Origin of the sequence: Nonomuraea sp. NPDC049750 (genome assembly GCF_040659625.1) — a bacterium.
In the GTDB taxonomy this organism is placed as follows: Bacteria; Actinomycetota; Actinomycetes; order Streptosporangiales; family Streptosporangiaceae; genus Nonomuraea.
Map to the genome: position 1 here is coordinate 338,563 of NZ_JBFANB010000010.1, position 19,564 is coordinate 358,126.

Consider the following 19,564-nt stretch of genomic DNA (forward strand, 5'->3'; position numbering starts at 1 on the left):
GCGGCCTCGCACGGTGCGCCGGTGCCTGAGCGGCGCTCAGTTGCCCGTCGCCTCGGCGAGGCCGCCGTGCGTGCCCCCGTCGAGGAGATGTGCCCCGGCGTCGTGCAAGGTGATGCCGAAGCGCGCGCTGCCGGCGGGCATACGGTCGTTGTCCGCTTTGTCGGCGCTGATCGCTTTGAAGCGGGTCTCGCGGGTCGGGCCATCGCCGACGAGGTGGCCGCGCAGGTGACCGGCGCGGTTGTACACGGCCCAGCGGCCCGCGGCCACCTGCGGCATCGAAGCCGGGTTGTCCTTGAGCCACTGCGCGTTGGCCGCGTGCTCGGCCCGCTCGTCGGCCTCGGTGGCCGGGGCGGACTCCATCGTGGTCAGGTCTTCGGATGTGCGAGGACTACTCATCTTGCGTCCCGCTCTCAGGATGTGGCTGACGTCCCCCGATACATCGGAGGAACACTCGGTGCCTGGCCCCATGCTACCGGCGTACAGCACCTGTCACCGACCTGGGACTTCAGGGGCTCCCGTACCCCACCCCCGATCCGGCGGTTCGGCGACGCGGTCACCTTCTCCAGCGACACGGGCGGAACCACCGTCCGGTTACCGGGCTGACGCCTCGCCGGGTGTCACGGCGTCGGGTCAGCGTCCTCGGCTGAGGGGGCGGGAGGGAAGGGCATGAGGCCGGGGTCGGCGGCACGGGCGACCACCTCACGCGCGAGTTCGGTCAGGTGGCGGTTGTGGTCGCGAGCGTGCCGGCGCAGCACGACGAAGGACTGCTCCATCGGCAGCGTGTAACGCTCGCTGAGCATGCCCTTGGCCTGTTCGATCACCGCCCGGCTGTTGAGCGCGTGCTGCAACTGCTCGGACAGAACCTGGCCTTCGCGGATGGTGCGCTCCTGTAGCAGCCCGATGGTGGCGATGTCGGCCAGGGCCTGGGCGAGCGCGACGGTGGGGGCCGGCATTTCGCCGGGCTCCTGGCGAAACAGGTTCATCGCGCCGATCACCTGGTTGCGCAGCCGCATGGGCAGCGCGTCGACCGCGCGAAACCCGTTGACGCCGGCCTGCTCGGCGAAGCGGGGCCAGCGCCGCATGGGCTCCGCCGTGGCCAGGTCGGCGCAGTGCACGGACTGACCGGTGGCGAAACAGTCCAGACAGGGACCCTGGTCGGTCTGGAGCTGGAACAGCTCCAGCAGCCGGCTCTGCTCACTGGAGGCGCCCACCAACCGCAACTTCTCGCCGGGGGCGGCGAACAGCAGCCCGGCGGCGTCGACGCCGAGGAGTCGCACGCACTGCTCGGCCAGGCCATGCATGAAGTCGATCACGTCGAACCCGGTTACCAGCGTGTCGGCCAGGGTGATGAACGCCTGGGCGACCTGCAACGTCGGGCCGTGGGGCGGGGGGAGGTCCACACCCGGCAGCCTACGCCCCCGCCGACCCGGCGATCCGGTTGGAACTACTGGCTACCCGATCGGCGGGCCGGCCGACTGGTCGGCGATGTGCCCACCCTCGTTCTCCCAGCCGTCCAAGGCTTTCCGGCCCGCCCGCCGGGCACCGCGGGTGGCGGGCAGGCGGGCGATGGTGAGGAGGTCGACCGGCCACAATCCGGTCGTGTCCTGAGCGCCGAGCTTGAGCGCGGCCGCAGCGGGCCCGCTCGCGGTGCCCGGTGGGATGACCAGCAGCACGATCGGCTCGGCGCCCGCGAGGATCAACGTGACCACCTGAGGGTCGGTGTTGCGGAACCAGCCGACCTTGATCTGGCGCCCGGGTGCCGGGATACGGCGCGGGATGTGGTCCCACGTCTCCTTGCGCACGCCGACCCGCAACGTGGTCTGGTCGAGCCGCTGATCGACGGCGGCGATGAGCCCTGGTAGCTCCGCGGCCGCGTCGCGGGAGTGGGGCCACCACGCCCCGTCCACCACGGATCGCCGGCTGAGCACGGGATTCAGGCTGAGCCGCACTTCGGAGTCGATGGCGGGAACCGCGGAAGCGACAGCGCGCAGCGGCTTGAGATGAGTAAGAATTGACGCCTTCATGGTCGCCTGACCTGTCCGGCCCAACATGAGGAGGCCGACAATCGCGGATCGCCGTGGGCGACGCCGACCTGAGTGTCAACGCACGAAATGTCCTCGGTACCTCAATTCTACCTCACCGGTAAAGAGCGCCCCGGACGACAGAAGGTTGATCCGATCAGGAGGGTTAGAGTAGAGCCTGCTGATGTTAATCGTTTAACATCAGCACACATGAGACCCACAGTGCGACAGGTGGCCGAGCTGGCGCAGGTGTCGGTGGCGACCGTGTCCTATGTGCTCAGCGACCGGGACCGGCCCGTCGCCGCCGAGACGAGACAGCGGGTGCTCGACGCGGCCAGGCAGCTCGGCTACACGCCCGACCAGGCCGCCAGGAGCCTGCGCAAGCGCCGGACCCAGCGGGTCTGCCTGGTTCAGGGCTCGCTCGGCGGGGTTCCCACCGACGAGCGGCTGGCCAGGGACCTGCACGAGATGGCCGACGTACACGGCTACTCCGTGATCACGCTCGCCGTCTACTCCGAGGCTCGCGCGCGGGCCGCGGCCGACGTGCTGCGGAGCGGGATCGCCGACGGCGCGCTGGTCAATCTGGCTGGCGAGCACCTCACCCACGACCTGCTGGCCGAGATCGCCGCCGGCGGTCTGCCGATGGTCGTGGTCCGCAACGAGAGCGTGCCGGACGGCTGCGACGTCGTACGGACACCGGAGACCGAGGTCAGTGCCGAGGCGGTCGAGCACCTGCTGGCAGAGGGCCGTACACGTATCGCCTTCATGGCGCACCGCCACGAGCTCTACCGAGACCACCCGACCGGCAGGTTGCTGGGCTACACGACGGCCCTCGACCGGCATGGCATCGAGCGGCTGATCATCGTCTCCGGCGCGGACGACCGCGTGGCGGCCTACCACTCCGCCACCGAGCTCCTGCGCTCCCCCGACCGGCCCGACGCGATCTTCGCGGCGTCGGACCGGGCCGCGATCAGCGTGCTCTCCGCCGCCAGGGACATCGGGCTGAGCGTGCCGGGCGACGTCGCGGTGATCGGGGTCGGCAACATCGACGAGGGGCTCATCAGCAACCCGCAGTTGAGCACTGTCGGCCCGCTCAGACACGACTACACCGACGTCGTACGCCTGCTCTTCGACCGCCTCCAGGCCGATGGGCCCCTGCCCGCCCGCGAAGTGGTCCGCCCCTGGACATTCCTGCGGCGCGGCTCTTCCTGACAGCCCTTCCCAACAGCCTCTCCCAACGGCCCTTCGACAGGAGCTCTTCCTTGCGCCCGAACGTGATCGTCGTCTTCACCGACCAGCAGCGGTGGGACACCGTGGGCCCCTTCACCCCGAACCTGGACCGGATGGCCCGGCACGGCGCGCAGGCCACGGTCGCACTGACCCCGCAACCGGTGTGCGCGCCCGCCCGCGCGGCCCTGCAGACGGGCCGCTATCCGACCACGACCGGGGTCTACCGCAACGGCCGCGCCCTGCCCACCGAGGAGCGCACGCTGGCGCACCACTTCGGCGCGGCCGGATACGCCACCGGCTACATCGGCAAGTGGCACCTGGCCGCGACCGAGCCGGTGCCCGAGGAGCTGCGCGGCGGCTACGGATCGTGGCTGGCGGCCAACGCGCTGGAGCACACCTCCGACGCCTACCGCACGATCGTGTACGACGAGGCGAACGACCCCGTCTTCCTGCCCGGTTACCGCTCCGACGCGCTGGTAGACGCGGCCGTCCGGTTCGTCGCCGACCACCACGACGAGCCGTTCTTCCTCTTCCTGTCCTTCCTGGAGCCGCACCACCAGAACGAGGTGGACAACTACCCGGCCCCCGACGGCTACGAGGAGCGCTACCAGGGCCGCTGGACGCCGCCGGACCTGACCGCGCTGGGCGGCACGGCCGCCCGGCACCTGGGCGGCTACCTGGGCCAGGTCAAGCGCCTGGACGAGGGGCTGGGCCGGCTGCTCGACGCGCTGCGGAGCATGGACCTGCTCGACGACACGATCGTCGCCTACACCTCCGACCACGGCAATCACTTCAAGACCCGCAACGGCGAGTACAAGCGGTCCTGCCACGACGCGTCGCTGCGGGTGCCACTGGCCGTGCGCGGGCCGGGGTTCGACGGGGGCGGCGCGATCTCCCGGCCGGTCAGCGTCATCGACCTGCCACCCACGCTGCTGGACGCAACCGGGCTGCCCGTACCGGAGAACATGCAGGGCCGCTCGTTCCTGCCGCTGCTCAGCGACGCCCGCGCCCCCTGGCCGGACGAGGTGTTCTTCCAGGTGAGCGAATCGGAGGTGGGGCGCGGCATCCGTACCTCGCGGTGGAAGTACTACGCCGTCGCCGAGGGCGCCGACCCGGTGGCCAGCCCCGCCTCCGCCCACTACCGCGAGCAGGCCCTGTACGACCTGGACAGCGACCCGCACGAGCTGGTCAACCTGGCGGGGCACCGGTCCCATCTGGAGGTGGCGGCCGGGCTGCGCGCGCGGCTGCTGCGGCGGATCGTGGCGGCTGGCGAGTCCGAGCCGGTCATCGAGCCGGCCGTCGAGGTCGAGGCCCGGGACCAGGCGCTGACCGACCCGGCCGTCCGGCTGCGCGGCCCGGAACCGGTCAGGTTCGGCCACCAGCCGGCGATCTCATAGCGCCACGGTCGGCGCTCTTATAGCGCTACGGTGCGGAAGCCGGCGTTGGCCATCGAGGAGTCGGGCGTGTTCGAGGACCGCGCCGCGTTGCGGTAGCGGTTGCAGTAGGAGTCGTGGCACAGGAAGGAGCCGCCGCGCAGCACCCGGGTCGTGCCACGGGCCGGGCCGCGCGGATCGGCTGACGGGGAGTAGGCGTAGTAGTCGGGGGCGTACCAGTCCGAACACCACTCCCAGACGTTGCCGACCGTCTGCCAGAGCCCGTACGCGTTCGGCTCGAACGTACGGACCGGAGCCGTGGTCAGGTAGCCGTCGGCCAGCGTGTTCCGGGTGGGGAAGACGCCCTGCCAGATGTTCACCCGCCACTCCTCCTCGTGCAGATCGTCGCCCCACGGGTAGCGGGCGCCGTCGAGGCCGCCACGGGAGGCGTACTCCCATTCGGCCTCGGTGGGCAGGCGCCGGCCGGCCCACGAGCAGTAGGCGAGGGCGTCGTTCCAGCTCACGTGGACCACGGGGTGGTCGGCCTCAGCAGACGACAGGGCGCCGCCGGGGTGCCGCCAGTCGGCGCCGTGGACGCCGACCCACCAGGGGGTGCCCGGGACGGGGTTCATCACGTCTTCCGGGCGGGCGCTCAGGGCCAGGTGGAAGACGGCGGAGAAGCCGTACTCCTCGGCCTCCGTCCGGTAGCCGGTCGCCTCCGCGAAGGCGGCGAAGTCGGCCGTCGTCACGCAGGTCGCGTCGATCGAGAACGGCGCCAGGACCACCGGATGGACGGGCGTCTCGCCGTCGCCCCGGTTGCCGTCGCCGGTCGCGTCGCCCATCCGGAACTCGCCGCCGGGCAGGTCCACCTGCTCGATCGCGTGCGTCCCCTGTGCCGCGAACCGGGTCGGCTCCAGGGGTGTGGCCGGCGTCGCGGGTGTGCAGCAGCTGCCCGACATGTCACATCCCGCCGGGGAGCGGCTGGCCGGGGAGCGGCTGGCTGGGGTGTGGCTCGTCGCCGAGTGCCGCCTGCGCCTGCCACATGCGGGCCTTCATCTCCTCGCGGACCGCGAGATAGTCCGGCTCGAAGTAGACGTTGCGCAGCTCCGCGGGGTCGGCCTCCAGGTCGTAGAGCTCCCATTCCCCGCTGTAGGTGAACGCGCCGGTGCCGGGCAGTCCCATGCCGTCGTTGTAGAAGTAGATGATCTTGTAGCGGGCCGTCCGGTACCCATAATGCGCCGGCGCCTTGTGGAAGACGTCGTCGTGCTCCCAGTAGCGGTAGTACATCCCCTCGGCGGGAGCAGGGCCGGGTTCGCCGGTCAGGTCCGCCAGGAAGCTGCGCCCCTGCATACGGGGATGGTGCGCCACCCCGGCCACGTCCAACACGGTCTGCGCGAAATCCACGTTCGTCACGATACCGGGGTGTACCTGACCAGCCGGTACGCGCCTTGGATAGCTCAGGACCAGCGGCATCCGCAGCGACTCCTCGTACATGAAGCGCTTGTCGAACCAGCCGTGATCGCCCAGGAAGAAGCCCTGGTCGGAACAGTACATCAACAGCGTGTCATCGAAGTCGCCACGGGCCCGGAGCCAGTCGACCACCCGGCCCACGTTGTCGTCGACCGAGGCGACGACGGCCAGGTAGTCCTCCATGTAGCGCTGGTACTTCCACAGCGCCAGCTCCTCGTAGGACAGCCCCTCGGGCGGATCCTGCTTGAGGTCCTCGGCGTTCAGGTGCTCGGCGATCCGCATCGCCGCCCGCCGCGCCGAGGACGAGCGCGTCGCGTGATCGTCGGTGAACGTCGCCGGCACCGGGATGGGCTCGGTGTACATCCCGGCGTGCTTCTCGTCGGGCTCCCACGGGCGGTGCGGCGCCTTGTGGTAAATCAGCAGGCACCACGGATCGTCACCGTCGAGCCCGTCGGCCCACGACAGCGCCAGGTCGGTGATGAGATCGGTGGCATAACCGGGGACGGTCCGCAGTCCCTCCTCCGAGAGGAACCGCGGATCGAAGTACTCCCCCTGCTCGATCAGCACGTCCCAGTAGTCGAACCCCTGCGGATCATGACCGGGGCCGTCCCCCATGTGCCATTTGCCGACGATGGCCGTCCGGTACCCGGCGTCCCGCAGCAGGCTCACGAACGTCGGCTGGGCGGCGTCAATGGGCGTCACGAGCGTCGAGACGCCGTTGACGTGCGAATACGTGCCGGTCAGGATGCTGGCCCGGCTCGGCGAGCAGAGCGCGTTGGTCGCGAAGCAGTTGTCGAACCGGGCCCCGGACGCCGCGATCTCGTCGATGCGCGGCGTCCGGTTGACGACCGACCCGTACGCGCCGACGGCGTGCGAGGCGTGGTCGTCGGTGAGGATCATGACGATGTTGGGCCGTCTCACCGGTAGGTCGCCTCGTCCAGCCCGCTCATCGTCGGGTCGTAGGAGACGTCGCCGACGTCGTACATCGACGTCATCCAGTGGTAGAAGTTGTCACCCCGATCCCGCAGCACCTGGTACAATCGCCGCATCAGCCGGCCGCGCACCGCCTCCATCTCGGGATGCGCGTAGACGTTGAGCAGCTCGTCCGGGTCGGTGAACAGGTCGTACAGCTCGTTCGTCGAGTCCGGGTTGACGACCAGCTTGTAGCGGTCGGTCCGGATCATCCGCTGCGGGTACGGGAAGTGGTGCCCGTGGAACTCGCAGACGATGTCCTGCTCCCAGGCCACCTCGTCGGCGGAGGCGAGCGGCACGAGGCTGCGCGAGTCGACGGCGGGAGCGGGATCGATCCCGGCCAGTTCGAGGATGGTCGCCGTGCAGTCCAGCAGGCTGACGAATTCCGACCGGACGACTCCGGGCTCCTGCCCCGGGACGCGGAGCAGGCCGGGCGTGCGGTAGATGTCCTCGTACATCGCCGGGCCCTTGTCGTGCAGCCGGTGTGCGCCGGTGAACTCACCGTGGTCGCAGGTGAAGAACACGGCTGTGTCGTCGACCAGCCCGAGGCGCCGCATGGCGTCCATGACCCGGCCGATCTGGGCGTCGATGAGCGCGACGTACCCCCAGTAGACGGCGATGAGCTTGCGCGTCACCTCCAGCGGCATGGTGTCGAACGTCCAGTGCGCGCTGTAGTTGGCCTGCACCGCGGGCTTGCCGGCGAAGGTCTCGGCGATCGACTTGGGCAGCTCGACCAGCTCGGGGTCGAACATGTCGAAGTACTCGTCCGGCACGATGTACGGCAGGTGCGGCCCGAAGAAGTTGAGCTGCAGGAAGAACGGCCGCTCGTCGGCCGCGTACCGCTCCAGCATCTCGATCGTCCGCGTCGCCAGATAGTGCTCGAACGTCGCCTCGACCGGCTGGCGCAGCCGCGCGGCGAGCAGGTTGCCCGGCCCGCCGTTGGGCAGCGTCCCTCGGATGTGGTCGTGGATCTCGTACGGCGGCAGGTCGTTGGCCGCCAGGTAGTCCAGATAGTCGGGATGGTCCACGGGGTTGTGCCACCCCGGCAGGTCCGGCCCGTCGAAGCCGAAGTCGGCCGCCCGCCGGTGGTGCCCGACGTGCCACTTGCCGATGAGCCCGCAGTTGTACCCGGCCGCGCGCAGCGCCTCGGAGAAGGAGTACTGCCCGTCGGGCAGGTCCTCCATGTAGCCGACGTTGCGCTCGTGGTTGGCCAGCAGCTTGTGCCGGAACGGCGCCTGCCCGGTGAGCAGGCTCGCCCGCGCGGGCGTGCAGATCGCGGTGGGGGTGTACCAGCGGTCGAACCGGGTTCCGGTCCTGGCCAGCTCGTCGAGGACGGGGGTGGCGGCCAGGCGGTTGCCGTACGCGCCGAGGGTGTCGACCCGGTGCTGGTCGGTCATCAGGAACAGGATGTTCACTTGGCGGCGCCCGTGAACAGGTCGGCGGTGTAGTAGGTCTTGGGGGCGACGGCGCCGGTGAGCTTGCCCGCGCCGACGAAGTAGTCGTTCATGCCGGTCAGCCACTTGTCGATCGTGCCGTCCTTGGTGTAGCCGTCCAGCTCGGACAGCGACAGCACCTTGGAGTTGGCCGCGTCGGCCTTCACCTGCTCGGCCGGCTGGTTGAGCATCTTGGCGGTCGCGGCGATGGTCTCGTCGAGGTGCTCGCTGCGGTACTGGATCGCGTCGCGGAGCACGGCGATGACCTTCTGGGTCTTGCCCTGGTCCTTGGCGACGACGTCGTTGCCGGCCACGAACGCGGTCGGGAAGGACACCGTGTCGGCGAAGTCCTCGTTCTTGGCCAGCTCGACCAGGTCCGGCACGGCCTTCTTGATCGTGGCGATGGCCGGATACCAGAAGCCGGCCGCGTCGATCTGCTTGGAGGTGAACGCCGAGACGATCGTCGCCGCGTCCATCGGGACGATCTTGACGTCGGTCTTCGCCAGCCCGGCCTTCTTCAGGGCGAGCGTGAGGATCATGTCGCCGGAGGTGCCCTCGGGCACGCCGATCGTCTTGCCCTTCAGGTCGGCCATCGAGCCCGTACCGGCCTGGGCGATGACGCGGTCGGCGTTGCCGAGCGTGTTCATCGCGACGACCTTGGCCTTGCCGGTGGCCGGCAGCCACATGGCGCCCGGCCCGATGTAGCCGAAATCGAGGTCACCGGTGCCCAGCGCCTGAATCTGCAGCGGGCCGTTGGTGAAGACGCTGGTCTTCGCGTCGACGCCGTGCTTCTTCCACAGGCCCTGCTGGTCGGCGACGGCGAGCAGGCTGGCGCCGTTGAAGTCGCCGATGTAGCCGAAGTTGACCTGGGTGCCGGCATCGCCCGACGAGCAGGCGGCCGTGCCGAGCGCCAGCATGACGGCGGCAGCGGCGATGGTTGTCTTTCTCATTGCGCGGGCTCCTTGACTTGCCGCTGGTGGTACACCGAATGCCAGACGCGGTTGCGCAGGTTCCCGAACTCGGGGCTCAGGCGCATGTCCTCGTCACGTGGATAGGGGAGGTCGACGTCGATGACGTCGGCGATGCGGCCGGGCCGCGCGGCCATGACGATCACCCGGTTGGCGAGGAACACCGCCTCGTCCACGTCATGGGTGATGAACATGACCGTCCGCCGCTCCTGGCTCCACGTCTCCAGGAGCTGCTCCTGCAGCCGCACCCGGGTCAGCGCGTCCAGCGCGCCGAAGGGCTCGTCCATGAGCAGGATCGACGGGTTCACCGCGTACGCGCGGGCGATGGCGCAGCGCTGCTTCATGCCGCCGGACAGCGTCTTGGGCAGCGCGTCCGCGAACCGCTCCAAGCCGACCAGGCCGATGAAGTGCTCGGCCCGCCGGCGCCGCTCGTCCTTGGGCACCTTGGCGGTACGCAGGCCGAACTCGACGTTCTCGCGGACGGTCAGCCACGGGAACAGCGCGTACTGCTGGAAGATCACCCCGCGTTCGGGACCGGGGCCGGAGACCGGCTTGCCGTCGACGAGCGCGGTGCCGCCGGTGGGCTGCTCCAGCCCGGCGAGGATGTTGAGAAGCGTGCTCTTGCCGCAGCCGGAGGGCCCGACGACGGTCACGAACTCGTTGTCGGCGATGTCGAGCGAGACGCCGCCGAGGGCGACGAAGTCCTCCTTGCCGACGGGGTAGATCTTCTCGATGTCGCGTACGGAGATCTTGGGGGTGGTCATCGGCTCTCCTGCCAGGCCGTCAGCTTGTTGCCGGCCAGCATGAGCAGCCGGTCCATGATCAGGCCGAGGATCCCGATCGTGATGATGCCGACGAAGATCGTCGGCAGGTCGTAGTAGAGCTGCGCGTTCTGCATCCGGTGCCCGAGCCCCGCCTGCGCGGCCAGCAGCTCGGCGGCCACGAGGGTGCCCCAGGCCGAGCCGAGCCCGACGCGCATCCCGACGAGGATGAACGGCGTCGAGGCCGGCACCACGACCCGGGCGAAGATCGTCCCGTCCCCCGCGCCGAGGACCCGCGCGGCGTTGACGAGGGTCCGGTCCACGTTCACCACGCCCTGGTAGGTCGAGATGACGCAGGCCAGGAACGCCGCCAGGAAGATGACGAAGATCTTCGGGCTCTCGCCGATGCCCATCAGGACCAGCACCAGCGGCAGCATCGCCAGCGGCGGGACGGTCCTGAAGAACTGGATCCACGGCTCGAACAGGCCGCGCGCGACCGTGTACCAGCCCATGAGGAAGCCGATCAGGACCGCCGCGACCGAGCCGAGGGCGAACCCGGCCAGCACCCGCCCGAGCGAGGCGCCGATGTCGGTGATGAGCGTGCCGTCCAGGAGCATCCGCCAGGCGGCGGCGACGACCTCGCCCGGGGTCGGGAACTGCAACCCGGCCAGGGACAGCCCCCACCAGATCGCCAGCCCGGCCACCACTGAGCCGATGTTGAGCATCAGCAGGGTACGGCTCTTGCGGGGGCGGACCTTCGTGGCCGCCGCCGCTTCCGTAGTGATCACGGCCACCTTTGGCCTCCGTCCGTTGTGACGTTCGCTTCGTATCCGGCCAGCAGCGGGGACTCGTGGAACAGGGCCGCGATGGCCCCGAGCGCGCCACCGTCGTCCGCCAGCAGGGCGGCGCGGATCACCGGCGCCGCGTCGGTCAGCCACGACAGTTCGTACGTGACCGTGGCCGCGACCTGCTGCACCAGCGTGGGCGCGATCGTGACGATCTCGCCGGCCAGCACGATCTCGCTGGGGTTGAGCGTCATCGCGGCGGTGCCGAGCACCCGGCCGACCGCCGCGCCCGCCGCGCGCAGCACCTGGTCGACGACCGGGTGCGCGATCTCCACAGCGGCCCGCAGGTCGTCGAGCGTCCGCATCGGCAGGCCCAGCTCGCGGCAGCGCCCAAGGATAGCCGGGACCGACGCCACGGTCTCCACGCAGCCGCGCTTGCCGCACCGGCACTGCGCGCCACCGGGCACGACGGTCACATGGCCGAGCTCTCCGGCGTAGCCCTTGGAGCCTCGTACGAGCTGGCCGCCCACCACGAGCCCGCCACCGACGCCGTCGGACAGGCGCAGGTAGATGAGGTCGCGTACGGAGTCCGACTGGGCGTGCAGCGCCTCGGCCAGCCCCGCGAAGCGCACGTTGTTGTCGACGATCACGGCGGTGTGGAAACGCTCGGCGAACAGCTCCGCCACCCCGTCGGCGCGCGAGCGGTCGCCCCAGCCCGGCACGCCGATCCCGATGGCCTGGAGTGCGCCGTAGTGGACACCGGTGTCGGCGCTGATCCGGTCGATCAGCGCCAGCCCGGCCTCGACCCGCTCGGGCCACTGCGCCGATTCCTCGTAGCGCGAGGTGCCGGACGCGATGATGTCGTGCGCCGCGTCGGCCACCAGGACGTTCACCCGCCGGTGGCCGAAGTCGACGCCCATGTACTGCCCCGAACCCGGGTCCAGCGCGAGCCGCTCGGCCGGCCGGCCGCTGCCGACGCGCTCGACGGCGTCGGTGTCGACGACCTGGATCGCGCCGCGGCCGATCAGGTCACTGGTGATCTCGGAGACCGTGGTGCGCGACAGACCGACGCGCGTCGCGATCTCGCTGCGGCTCTGCGCGCCATGCTGGCGTAGCAGGCGCAGCACTCGTTCCTCGTGGGACCGGCGGACGAGTGCGTGCGCTCCAGGGGGCATTGACACGCTGGAAACTTATGGTTTGTCCATTTTTTCCGTCAACCTTCCGGCAGAAAGAATCCGGAAATCTGTCGCGGGACCGACGAAACCGTCTGACCAGCCCTTTCTCCCCCGGTAGCGGCCCTTGGCCGCGATGGTGATGCATAGTCACCCGAAACAACACCCAAGCGGTATCATGCGAACACCGAACCGGGCAGCTGGCCGTACCAGCAGCACCAGCGGGCAGGACTTCTCCGTCAGGGGGCGTGGCCGTACCACGCCCACCAGCGGTTTTCCACGTACCTCACGTCGATGGAGAACCCGATCGTGACCTCTGCCGTCCCTCGCGCCTTCCACTGCGAGCACACCCGCGCCAAGAGCAGGGTGTACGCCCTCGTCGAGCGCTCCCGCCAGCCCGCGACCCTGCATGCCGTACTGACCTGCACCGATCCCGCCCTCGCTCAGCACGCCGCCTACCTTCTCTCCTCGGTGCTGGAGAACGGCCTGGGCCCCGCCGCCCGCGCCGAGTCGGAGCGGATCGCGGCGGCTCTGCCCGACGCGCCCGCCGCCTCCTTCCGTCGTACGCTGGCCGATGTCGTGAACGGGACCTGGGCCGACGCCCCCGAGCTGGCCGCCACGTGGGAGTCCCTGCGGCGGGGCCGCGGCGACTCGGCCGGCCTCGGTGGCGACCTTGAGAGCCGCACGCCGGGTGATGCCCGCCTCGACGCCTTCCCCGGGCCGGTCGTACGCACGATCAGCCTGCTGGAGATGCACGTCCACGACCCGGCTCGCCTGCTCGCGGCGGCCACCGCGACGGGCTGGAGGCCGTTCGACGCCGAGGACCTCGACGAGGACGACAGACAGGACGTCGTCGGGGCCGTCATGCACTTCGTCAACGGCCCGGAGTTCCTGCCCGGCGCCGACCTGTTGATGGAAGCCATGCAGGCGCGGCTGCTGCGCGTCGACAGGGGCGATGAGGTGAGCGACTGGAGCGCGGCGCCCGTGACGGCGAGGTTCGACACGGGAACGAGGTCCGACCCCGACGACCGGGCCGATTGATCGCTGCTTCACAAGCACGTCGGCGACGTTCGGCCGGTTCAGGGGAGCTTATCGTCACCGAGCCCCTTCACGGTCAGGAAGATCGGGCGAGGCCGACGTACGGTACCGGCCGGGCGCCACGCCGAAGGTTCGGGAGAACGCCCGGGAGAATGCGAACTCCGAGGTGTAGCCGACCTGCCTGGCGATGGCGGCCAGCGGCTCCCCGCCCTCCCGCAGCCGGCGTGCGGCCAGTTCCATGCGCCGCCGTCGCAGGTAGCCCAGCGGCGGTTCACCCATCACACGGGCGAACCGCCGCATGAGCGATGCTCGCGACAGCCCCGACAGGCGTGCCAGGTCCTCCAGCGTCCATGACTGGGCGAGATCCTCGTGCATGGCGTGGACCGCCGCGGTGACCGCGAGGTCACTCCACGGTTTGTCCGAGGAGGCCGCGCTGCCAGAGGGCAGCCAGAGCCGCACAGCCTGGACCCACAGGATGTCGGCGAGCCGGTCGACGATGGTGCGCGAGCCCGGTAGGTCTTGGGCGGTCTCGGTCATCAGCAGCCGCAAGGTGCCCGACAGGCCCGCCAGCCGCCGAGCAGGTCCGTGTCGAGGATGAGAGGGCCCCGCGGATGGCTGGACAGGGCATGCCCGGCGCCGTCCGGCAGGAGCACGAAGTCACCGCTCGCCAGCCGCAGCGGCTGCTCTCCCGGTACGCGCAGCCAGCAGTCACCCTGCGTCACCAGGTGAAGGCCCATGGAAGAAACCGGCGCCCGCCGAACGCCCCAGGGAGCGGCGGCGGTCAGTGTGACCGTTCGCACCTCGCCCGCCCGCGTTGGCGGCAACATGTCGATCACGTTCATACGCGAGCGTATCAATCGGATGCATCGCTCACGATCCTGCACACCGTGGGCGACGTGATCCGCCTCATCGACGAACTCGGCGAGAACCATGCCGTGCTGGTCGGGCATGACTGGGGCGGGTCGGTCGCGTGGAATGCCGCCCTGATGCGGCCTGACAGGGTGCGCGCGGTCGCGTCCTTGAGCGCTCCCTACCAGCCGCGTCCCGACCGTCCGCCGATGGGCACACTCCGAGCGAGCGCCGGTGACAACTATTACTCCGTCTACGTTCAGGAGCCAGACGTCGCCGACGAGGAACTCGCTCGTGACCCACGCGCGACCGTACGTTGCGCCCTGTACGGCGCCTCCGCCGACGGCTACCCGTGGAACCCTGTCATCCCCGACGGCGGCCGGCTGCTCGACATCTGGCCCGAGCCGGCCAAACTGCCTGGCTGGCTCACCGAGGAACATATCAACACCTGCGCCACCGACTTCGAACGCACCGGTTTCACCGCCGCCCTGAACTGGTTCCGCAACTACGACCGCAACTGGGCCCTCACCAACCCCTGGCACGACGCCGTCGTCCAGCAGCCCGCCCTCTACATCACCGGCGATCAAGACCTGGGCGGCATGGGACAGGGCGCCGCGGCACTGATCGCCGGACGGCCGCGGTGCCTGATCTGCGTGAGGCGATCGTGCTGCCGGGTTGCGGCCACTGGATCCAGCAGGAGCAACCCGAGCAGGTCAACGCGGCATTGATCGCTTTCCTACGATCTCTGTGAGGCCTGACAGGTACTCAGACGCCCGCTCCGGCAGCCCCCTTGCGACCGCAGCCTGACCAAGCGCCGCAGCGGAAAACGTCAGGACCTCGCGCTACGGGCGATGCGGTACAGCACGTTCGGACGCAGCGGCCCTTCGGGCACGGTGGGGTCGTCGAAGTCGTCTGCCGGGTCCCGGGTCATGCCGATCCGGCGCATCACCGCCTGGGAGCGGAGGTTGGTGGCCGTTGTCACAGCGAGGATCTCGGGAAGTTCAAGGGTGTCGAAGCCGTGGGCCAGGACTGTCAGTGCGGCCTCGGTAGCGTAGCCCTGACCCCAGGCCGAGCGGGCGAGCCGCCAGCCGATCTCCACTCCGGTGAACGGCATGCCGTCGTCCACCTGATCCAAGCCCGCGAAGCCGATGAACTCACCGGTAGTCCGCACCTCAACCGCCCACCACCCGTAGCCTCGCTGATCGAACTCGGCCTGGAACCGAGCCACGGAAGCATCACTCTGTTCGCGGGTCAGCAGGTCGCCCAGGTGCTGCCGGACCTCGGGATCGGCGTTCATCGCCGCCCACGGTTCAAGGTCAGAGTCGCGCCATCGACGCAGGGTGAGGCGATCGGTACGCAGTTCAGCCATGCGGTCCAGCCAACCTAAGCTATGTGTCCGAGGCAATTCCTTTTCTTTGGGTGACACCGCCACGCAGAAGGCACCTGCACGGCTCGCTCCCAGGCTGATGAAGCGACCACCGACCCGGCGAACCTATGCGGTCACAGCACTAGGCGGCGGGGATCATCATGGCTGCGTGCCGGGCCACCGTGGCGGCGCCCGTGCCGGCCAGGACGAAGAGCGCGGCCAGGCCGACCCAGCCCGCGGTGCCGTGTTCGACGGCGGTGGTGGCGAGGATCGGGGAGAACATGGCGGCGACCGCGTAGCCGGTCTGACTGAGGCCTTGGTAGGCGCCGGCGCTGCGCTGGTCGGCCAGTTCGAAGGCCATGCCCCAGCCACCTGCCTCGCCCAGGATCTCACCCATGGTGTGGGCGAACGCGGCCAGGACGAACAGGACGCAGGCGACGATCACGTTTCCGTAGCCGGCCAGGGCGTACAGACCGCATGCCATCGCGAGCAGCCACGACGCGCGCCTGACCGTGCGCCCGGCCTTGCGCACGTCGTCGGTGCCGCGCGAGGCGCGCACCTGGAGTGCGGCCACGACCACGGTGTTGAGGACGAGTAGCACGGAGACGATGGCGGTGGGCGCGTCGGTGGTGGCCACCCAGAGCGGCATGCCGACGGTCAGCAGGCCGAACTGCGTGGCCACCACGGTGTTGCACGCCACGCTCGCGATGTACGTACGGTCCCTGAGCGGCGAAGGCCCGGTGGACGCGGTGCGCGCCCTGACGGCGGTCATCCTGGCGGTGAGCTCTGGCACCTGACGCCCGAGCCCGGCCAGCGGCACGGTGGCCGCCAGCAGCAGGACGCCGGCGACGATCATCGCCACACGGTACGCCGACGCGGTGCCGATCAGGAGCGCCGCCGCGGCGGACACCGTGCCCAGGCCGATGAAGACGTTCGTGACCACGCGCATCCGGGCCCGGACCTCGACCCGCTCCGGGCCGGTGTACCACCGCGCCAGCATCGCCTGCTTCGCCGAGGAGCCCACCGAACGCGTGATCACGGCCAAGCAGGCGATCAGGGCGAACACGACGGCGTCGGAGGCGAACGTGTAGGCGAGCAGCGCGACCCCGTTGAGCCCCGTCGCCACCGTCTGGACGCGGTGCGCGCCGACCCGGTCGGCCAGCCACCCTCCCGCGTACGAGGCCAGCACCCCGGTGCCGCCCGCGATGCCCAGCCCGAGACCCACCGTCGTCGCGCTGAGCCCGATGACGAGCGTGAAGTACAGCGTGCTGACGGTGTAGAAGACGCCACTGGAGAGCGCGAACGCCATCGTGCTGACGGTCAGCGAGCGGGCGACGCGGTCCTGAGGGAAGAAGGTCTGGATCACGGGGGCCTTTATCCCGCGATAGGGCCTTTGTCACCAATTGATGTAGCGTATGGCTTCATGGCCGGGCTGATCGAGTACGAGCTCGCGGGGATGGACGTGGCCGACGTCCGCTTCGCCATCTCGCCGCTCAACGAGCTCACGTTGTCGTTACGCACCTTCCGCGACCCTGGGCGCTATCCCGTGCACCTGCCCTGGCTGCGCCGCACGGAGCAGGCCCGATCCACGCTGGACGTACCCCTGCTGAAAGCGCTCACCAACGACGACATGTCGACACCGGACTACCTGTCACCCCGCCCCCACGCCCCGCTCACCCGCATCGACGACGAACTCGCCACAGTCGCCCGCGTCCCGGTGGACCGGGTGCTCGACGACCTGCGCGCCATCCACCCCCGGCTCCCCGAGCCGCTGCGCGGCGACCCGTCGGCCCGCATCCTGGACGCGCTGCGGGACTACTGGCGTACCTGCTTCGCCCCCTGGTGGCCCAGGATGCGCGCGGTCCTGCAGGCCGACGTGGTCCACCGCGGCCAGGTCATCTCGGCCCACGGCCTGGCCGCGATGTTCGCCGACCTCAGCGAGCGCGTTCAGCTGAAGGACGGCGTCGTACGCATGCGACTGATCAGCGACAACCGCTACCGGCGCTCCACCAGCGGCGAGGGCCTCACCCTGGTCCCGACCCTCTTCAGCCGGGCCGCCACCGTCCCCATCTCCCCGTCCGAGCCCCCTTTGATCATGTACGGCACTCGGGGCGTCGGCACGCTATGGCAACCGGAGCCCCGTCACTCCCCAGGGGTGCTCACCGACCTGCTGGGCGCCACCCGCGCAGGGCTGCTCACCATGCTCGAGACCCCCGCCTCATCGACCGAACTCTCCGGCCGCCTGGGCGTCACCCCTTCGGCCGTCAACCAGCACCTGCGCACCCTCCGTGCCGCCGGCCTCCTCGCCAGCGCCCGCCACGGCCGCTCGGTCCTGTATCTACGCTCGGAACTCGGCGACGCCCTCGTCACCGGATCAGCACTTCGGGCCGCCGGTGTCGACCGCGAAGCAGAAGACGCTGCCCACCCCGGCCCCCGCCAGTAGGTTCAGCCGGTGACCCGGGCCAGGAACTGGCCCTTGGCGTGCTCGTCGGTCTCCCGGGTGCCTAAGCCGGTGGCCCACAGGCCGCCGCCCGGCACAGCGCCGAGTTGCTTGATCCGGTAGTCGTCGAGCAGCGGCGGTTTCGGTGCCTGCTGCCAGGCGGTGCCGTTCCAGCGCAGCAGCACACCGACGCTGCGCGCGGTGTCGTCGTCCTGCCCGCTGCCTCCGGCCCACACCTCGGTGCCGTTCCAGGCCAGCGAGGTGATGGAGGATCCGTACCAGCCGGTGATCGCTGGCGTCGGCGTCACCGTCCACGCGCTACCGTTCCAACGCATGGCGAACGCCTCGCGCTTCTTGACCGAAATGCCGTTGGCCTCGTAGGTGGTCCGCTGACCGGCCGCCCACACCTCGCCGGACCGCGCGAACACCGCGTCCAGGGCGGTCTCGACCAGCGCTTCCTTCGGCGGATCCGGCAGCCGGGTCCAGGTGCGGCCGTCCCAGTGCAGCACTAGGGTGTGCGCGTCGGTGCTCGGCCCGTAGCGGTTGGTGGTGCCGACCGCCCAGACGTCGTCCGGTGCCAGAGCATGCACCGCGCTCAGGTCGGTGTTGCCCGCGAGCGGCGGGAGGCTCATCTTCTGCCAGGCGGTGCCGTCCCAGCGGATCACGCCGGCCGTGGAAACCTCACCGCTCGGCTGGTAGGACCTGCCGACCGCGAAGGCGGTGCCGCCCACGGCGGCGACATCATCAAGGTAGAAAGGGTTGTTCTGGTCGGTCGGGTACGGAGTGAGGGTCCAGGCCGTACCGTTCCAGTGGTAGGCGATGGTCGAACCGGTGGCCCACACGTCGTTCGCCGCGGCGGCCGACACCGAGGTCAGCGCGCCCCGGCAGTTGTTATCCGGCCGGTCGTTCACCCAGGTCTGACCGTTCCAGCGGAACAGGTCGGGGCAGACCACACCCGGCGGCGGGTACGGCCAGCCCTCCATCCGCACCTGCCCCACAGCCCAAGCTTGGGTGCCGCTCAGCGCGGCGACATCGTTGAGTTCCTTGAGTTGCTTCTCGGATTCGACATATCCATAGGGAAAGGACAGCTGGTCCCAGACCGGCGCGAGTGTCGCGCCCGCCGGGGTCGCGGTCGCCAGGCTCGCGGTCGTCAGACCCGCGATGAGCGCGACCGCGCCGAGAATTCTGCTGGATTTCAGGGATAATATTTTTCGCTTGGTCACGAACGATTTCGTACCATCGCCGGTCAGCGGCGCCCATGGCCTAGGGAATGCATAGGGGGCCCTGGAGAAACCATAGGGGTCCTAGGGGGTACCTCACTGGCGCGTCCATTATCGATAGGCATTTGGCCAATGACGTTTTCTTGCTGAATTTCAGCTGATCTACCGGTGTTCGAAATGGACGAGAACGAACGTAGCGCGGACCAGATCGCTGACTCTGCTGGGGGCTGAGCGTTCCTGACGTATTGGCGGGGTCAGCAGGGGCGGTCCGCCAACGGTTCCCACCACGAGCGGAACTCCATGTCCGTCCACAGGTCGCTGGCACTTCTTATCTAGGATGACTCGTCACCGACGTCAGAGATGCGACGTGTTAGCCTCGATGTTTCGTGAGGGTGGTTGGGTCGCGTACTGACTTGGGCCACCTGCGTGTTTTCAGCGGTGGGTCAGCCAGGCGGCCCGGCTATCG

20 protein-coding genes are annotated in these 19,564 nt (G+C 69.7%); 5 read left to right on the forward strand and 15 right to left on the reverse strand.

Translation table 11 applies throughout. The features are described from left to right. Window positions 1-36: 36 nt before the first annotated feature. The 3 genes from AB0J16_RS26965 to AB0J16_RS26975 form a co-directional block, all read right to left on the reverse strand. Window positions 37-396 carry a hypothetical protein gene (locus tag AB0J16_RS26965; RefSeq protein ID WP_358544439.1) on the reverse strand — a complete coding sequence of 120 codons (360 nt, stop codon included), beginning with the start codon at window positions 394-396 and terminating at the stop codon, window positions 37-39. 221 nt (window positions 397-617) lie between these two features. Next, complete coding sequence (locus tag AB0J16_RS26970) at window positions 618-1,400, reverse strand: GAF and ANTAR domain-containing protein (protein WP_358544440.1); 783 nt, start codon at window positions 1,398-1,400, stop codon at window positions 618-620. A gap of 51 nt (window positions 1,401-1,451) precedes the next feature. After that, window positions 1,452-2,051: a DUF5994 family protein gene (locus AB0J16_RS26975; protein ID WP_358544442.1), complete on the reverse strand. Its 600-nt coding sequence runs from the start codon at window positions 2,049-2,051 to the stop codon at window positions 1,452-1,454. 180 nt (window positions 2,052-2,231) lie between these two features. Here AB0J16_RS26975 and AB0J16_RS26980 point away from each other — a divergent pair, with 180 nt between their 5' ends. Both AB0J16_RS26980 and AB0J16_RS26985 read left to right on the forward strand, forming a co-directional pair. Further along, window positions 2,232-3,233: a LacI family DNA-binding transcriptional regulator gene (locus AB0J16_RS26980; protein WP_358544444.1), complete on the forward strand. Its 1,002-nt coding sequence runs from the start codon at window positions 2,232-2,234 to the stop codon at window positions 3,231-3,233. A 50-nt stretch (window positions 3,234-3,283) separates the two neighbouring features. Further along, complete coding sequence (locus tag AB0J16_RS26985; protein ID WP_358544446.1) at window positions 3,284-4,648, forward strand: sulfatase-like hydrolase/transferase; 1,365 nt, start codon at window positions 3,284-3,286, stop codon at window positions 4,646-4,648. 17 nt (window positions 4,649-4,665) lie between these two features. Here AB0J16_RS26985 and AB0J16_RS26990 read toward each other — a convergent pair whose 3' ends face one another. From AB0J16_RS26990 to AB0J16_RS27020, 7 genes are read right to left on the reverse strand one after another with little or no spacing between them, the layout of a single operon-like run. Then, window positions 4,666-5,583 (reverse strand): formylglycine-generating enzyme family protein, encoded by a 918-nt coding sequence (locus tag AB0J16_RS26990; protein ID WP_358544448.1) that lies wholly within the window; start codon window positions 5,581-5,583, stop codon window positions 4,666-4,668. A 1-nt stretch (window position 5,584) separates the two neighbouring features. Then, window positions 5,585-7,015, reverse strand: a complete 1,431-nt coding sequence (locus tag AB0J16_RS26995; protein WP_358544449.1) for a sulfatase — start codon at window positions 7,013-7,015, stop codon at window positions 5,585-5,587. Beyond that, on the reverse strand, window positions 7,012-8,481 hold the full coding sequence (locus AB0J16_RS27000) for a sulfatase-like hydrolase/transferase (RefSeq protein ID WP_358544450.1): 1,470 nt from the start codon (window positions 8,479-8,481) through the stop codon (window positions 7,012-7,014). The genes AB0J16_RS26995 and AB0J16_RS27000 overlap by 4 nt, the downstream gene beginning before the upstream one ends. Then, window positions 8,478-9,449 (reverse strand): aliphatic sulfonate ABC transporter substrate-binding protein, encoded by a 972-nt coding sequence (locus AB0J16_RS27005; RefSeq protein ID WP_358544452.1) that lies wholly within the window; start codon window positions 9,447-9,449, stop codon window positions 8,478-8,480. The genes AB0J16_RS27000 and AB0J16_RS27005 overlap by 4 nt, the downstream gene beginning before the upstream one ends. Then, window positions 9,446-10,231 (reverse strand): ABC transporter ATP-binding protein, encoded by a 786-nt coding sequence (locus tag AB0J16_RS27010; RefSeq protein ID WP_358544453.1) that lies wholly within the window; start codon window positions 10,229-10,231, stop codon window positions 9,446-9,448. Before AB0J16_RS27010 ends, AB0J16_RS27005 begins: the two co-directional genes overlap by 4 nt. Then, the gene (locus AB0J16_RS27015) at window positions 10,228-11,016 is read right to left on the reverse strand and encodes an ABC transporter permease (protein ID WP_358544455.1); all 789 of its coding nucleotides are present in this window, start codon (window positions 11,014-11,016) and stop codon (window positions 10,228-10,230) included. The genes AB0J16_RS27010 and AB0J16_RS27015 overlap by 4 nt, the downstream gene beginning before the upstream one ends. Further along, window positions 11,013-12,188: an ROK family transcriptional regulator gene (locus AB0J16_RS27020; protein WP_358544477.1), complete on the reverse strand. Its 1,176-nt coding sequence runs from the start codon at window positions 12,186-12,188 to the stop codon at window positions 11,013-11,015. The genes AB0J16_RS27015 and AB0J16_RS27020 overlap by 4 nt, the downstream gene beginning before the upstream one ends. Before the next feature lie 306 nt (window positions 12,189-12,494). Between AB0J16_RS27020 and AB0J16_RS27025 the strand changes: the two genes are divergently transcribed. After that, entirely contained in the window at window positions 12,495-13,226 is a 732-nt protein-coding gene (locus tag AB0J16_RS27025) for a hypothetical protein (RefSeq protein ID WP_358544456.1), read from the forward strand. 54 nt (window positions 13,227-13,280) lie between these two features. On the opposite strand, the gene AB0J16_RS27030 is transcribed toward AB0J16_RS27025, so the two are convergent. Both AB0J16_RS27030 and AB0J16_RS27035 read right to left on the reverse strand, forming a co-directional pair. Further along, a complete protein-coding gene (locus tag AB0J16_RS27030) occupies window positions 13,281-13,760 on the reverse strand; it encodes an AraC family transcriptional regulator (RefSeq protein WP_358544458.1) in 480 nt (159 codons plus the stop codon). After that, the gene (locus tag AB0J16_RS27035; RefSeq protein ID WP_358544459.1) at window positions 13,760-14,065 is read right to left on the reverse strand and encodes a cupin domain-containing protein; all 306 of its coding nucleotides are present in this window, start codon (window positions 14,063-14,065) and stop codon (window positions 13,760-13,762) included. Before AB0J16_RS27035 ends, AB0J16_RS27030 begins: the two co-directional genes overlap by 1 nt. Between AB0J16_RS27035 and AB0J16_RS27040 the strand changes: the two genes are divergently transcribed. Next, complete coding sequence (locus AB0J16_RS27040; protein ID WP_358544460.1) at window positions 13,949-14,800, forward strand: alpha/beta hydrolase; 852 nt, start codon at window positions 13,949-13,951, stop codon at window positions 14,798-14,800. The genes AB0J16_RS27035 and AB0J16_RS27040 overlap by 117 nt on opposite strands. Before the next feature lie 101 nt (window positions 14,801-14,901). On the opposite strand, the gene AB0J16_RS27045 is transcribed toward AB0J16_RS27040, so the two are convergent. Both AB0J16_RS27045 and AB0J16_RS27050 read right to left on the reverse strand, forming a co-directional pair. Beyond that, window positions 14,902-15,504, reverse strand: a complete 603-nt coding sequence (locus AB0J16_RS27045; RefSeq protein ID WP_358544461.1) for a GNAT family N-acetyltransferase — start codon at window positions 15,502-15,504, stop codon at window positions 14,902-14,904. 76 nt (window positions 15,505-15,580) lie between these two features. After that, complete coding sequence (locus AB0J16_RS27050; protein WP_358544462.1) at window positions 15,581-16,804, reverse strand: MFS transporter; 1,224 nt, start codon at window positions 16,802-16,804, stop codon at window positions 15,581-15,583. A 57-nt stretch (window positions 16,805-16,861) separates the two neighbouring features. Between AB0J16_RS27050 and AB0J16_RS27055 the strand changes: the two genes are divergently transcribed. Beyond that, window positions 16,862-17,881, forward strand: a complete 1,020-nt coding sequence (locus AB0J16_RS27055) for a DUF5937 family protein (protein ID WP_358544464.1) — start codon at window positions 16,862-16,864, stop codon at window positions 17,879-17,881. Window positions 17,882-17,883: 2 nt separating this feature from the next. Here AB0J16_RS27055 and AB0J16_RS27060 read toward each other — a convergent pair whose 3' ends face one another. Next, window positions 17,884-19,101, reverse strand: a complete 1,218-nt coding sequence (locus AB0J16_RS27060; protein ID WP_358544465.1) for a hypothetical protein — start codon at window positions 19,099-19,101, stop codon at window positions 17,884-17,886. Window positions 19,102-19,564 lie beyond the last annotated feature (463 nt).

Excerpts from the sequence above, each read along its gene's own strand:
- AB0J16_RS26965 (WP_358544439.1), bottom strand. The coding sequence starts at position 396 with ATGAGTAGTCCTCGCACATCCGAAGACCTGACCACGATGGAGTCCGCC.
- AB0J16_RS26975 (WP_358544442.1), bottom strand. The coding sequence starts at position 2,051 with ATGTTGGGCCGGACAGGTCAGGCGACCATGAAGGCGTCAATTCTTACT.
- AB0J16_RS26980 (WP_358544444.1), top strand. The coding sequence starts at position 2,232 with ATGAGACCCACAGTGCGACAGGTGGCCGAGCTGGCGCAGGTGTCGGTG.
- AB0J16_RS26990 (WP_358544448.1), bottom strand. The coding sequence starts at position 5,583 with ATGTCGGGCAGCTGCTGCACACCCGCGACGCCGGCCACACCCCTGGAG.
- AB0J16_RS27005 (WP_358544452.1), bottom strand. The coding sequence starts at position 9,449 with ATGAGAAAGACAACCATCGCCGCTGCCGCCGTCATGCTGGCGCTCGGC.
- AB0J16_RS27010 (WP_358544453.1), bottom strand. The coding sequence starts at position 10,231 with ATGACCACCCCCAAGATCTCCGTACGCGACATCGAGAAGATCTACCCC.
- AB0J16_RS27020 (WP_358544477.1), bottom strand. The coding sequence starts at position 12,188 with ATGCCCCCTGGAGCGCACGCACTCGTCCGCCGGTCCCACGAGGAACGA.
- AB0J16_RS27030 (WP_358544458.1), bottom strand. The coding sequence starts at position 13,760 with ATGACCGAGACCGCCCAAGACCTACCGGGCTCGCGCACCATCGTCGAC.
- AB0J16_RS27035 (WP_358544459.1), bottom strand. The coding sequence starts at position 14,065 with ATGAACGTGATCGACATGTTGCCGCCAACGCGGGCGGGCGAGGTGCGA.
- AB0J16_RS27055 (WP_358544464.1), top strand. The coding sequence starts at position 16,862 with ATGGCCGGGCTGATCGAGTACGAGCTCGCGGGGATGGACGTGGCCGAC.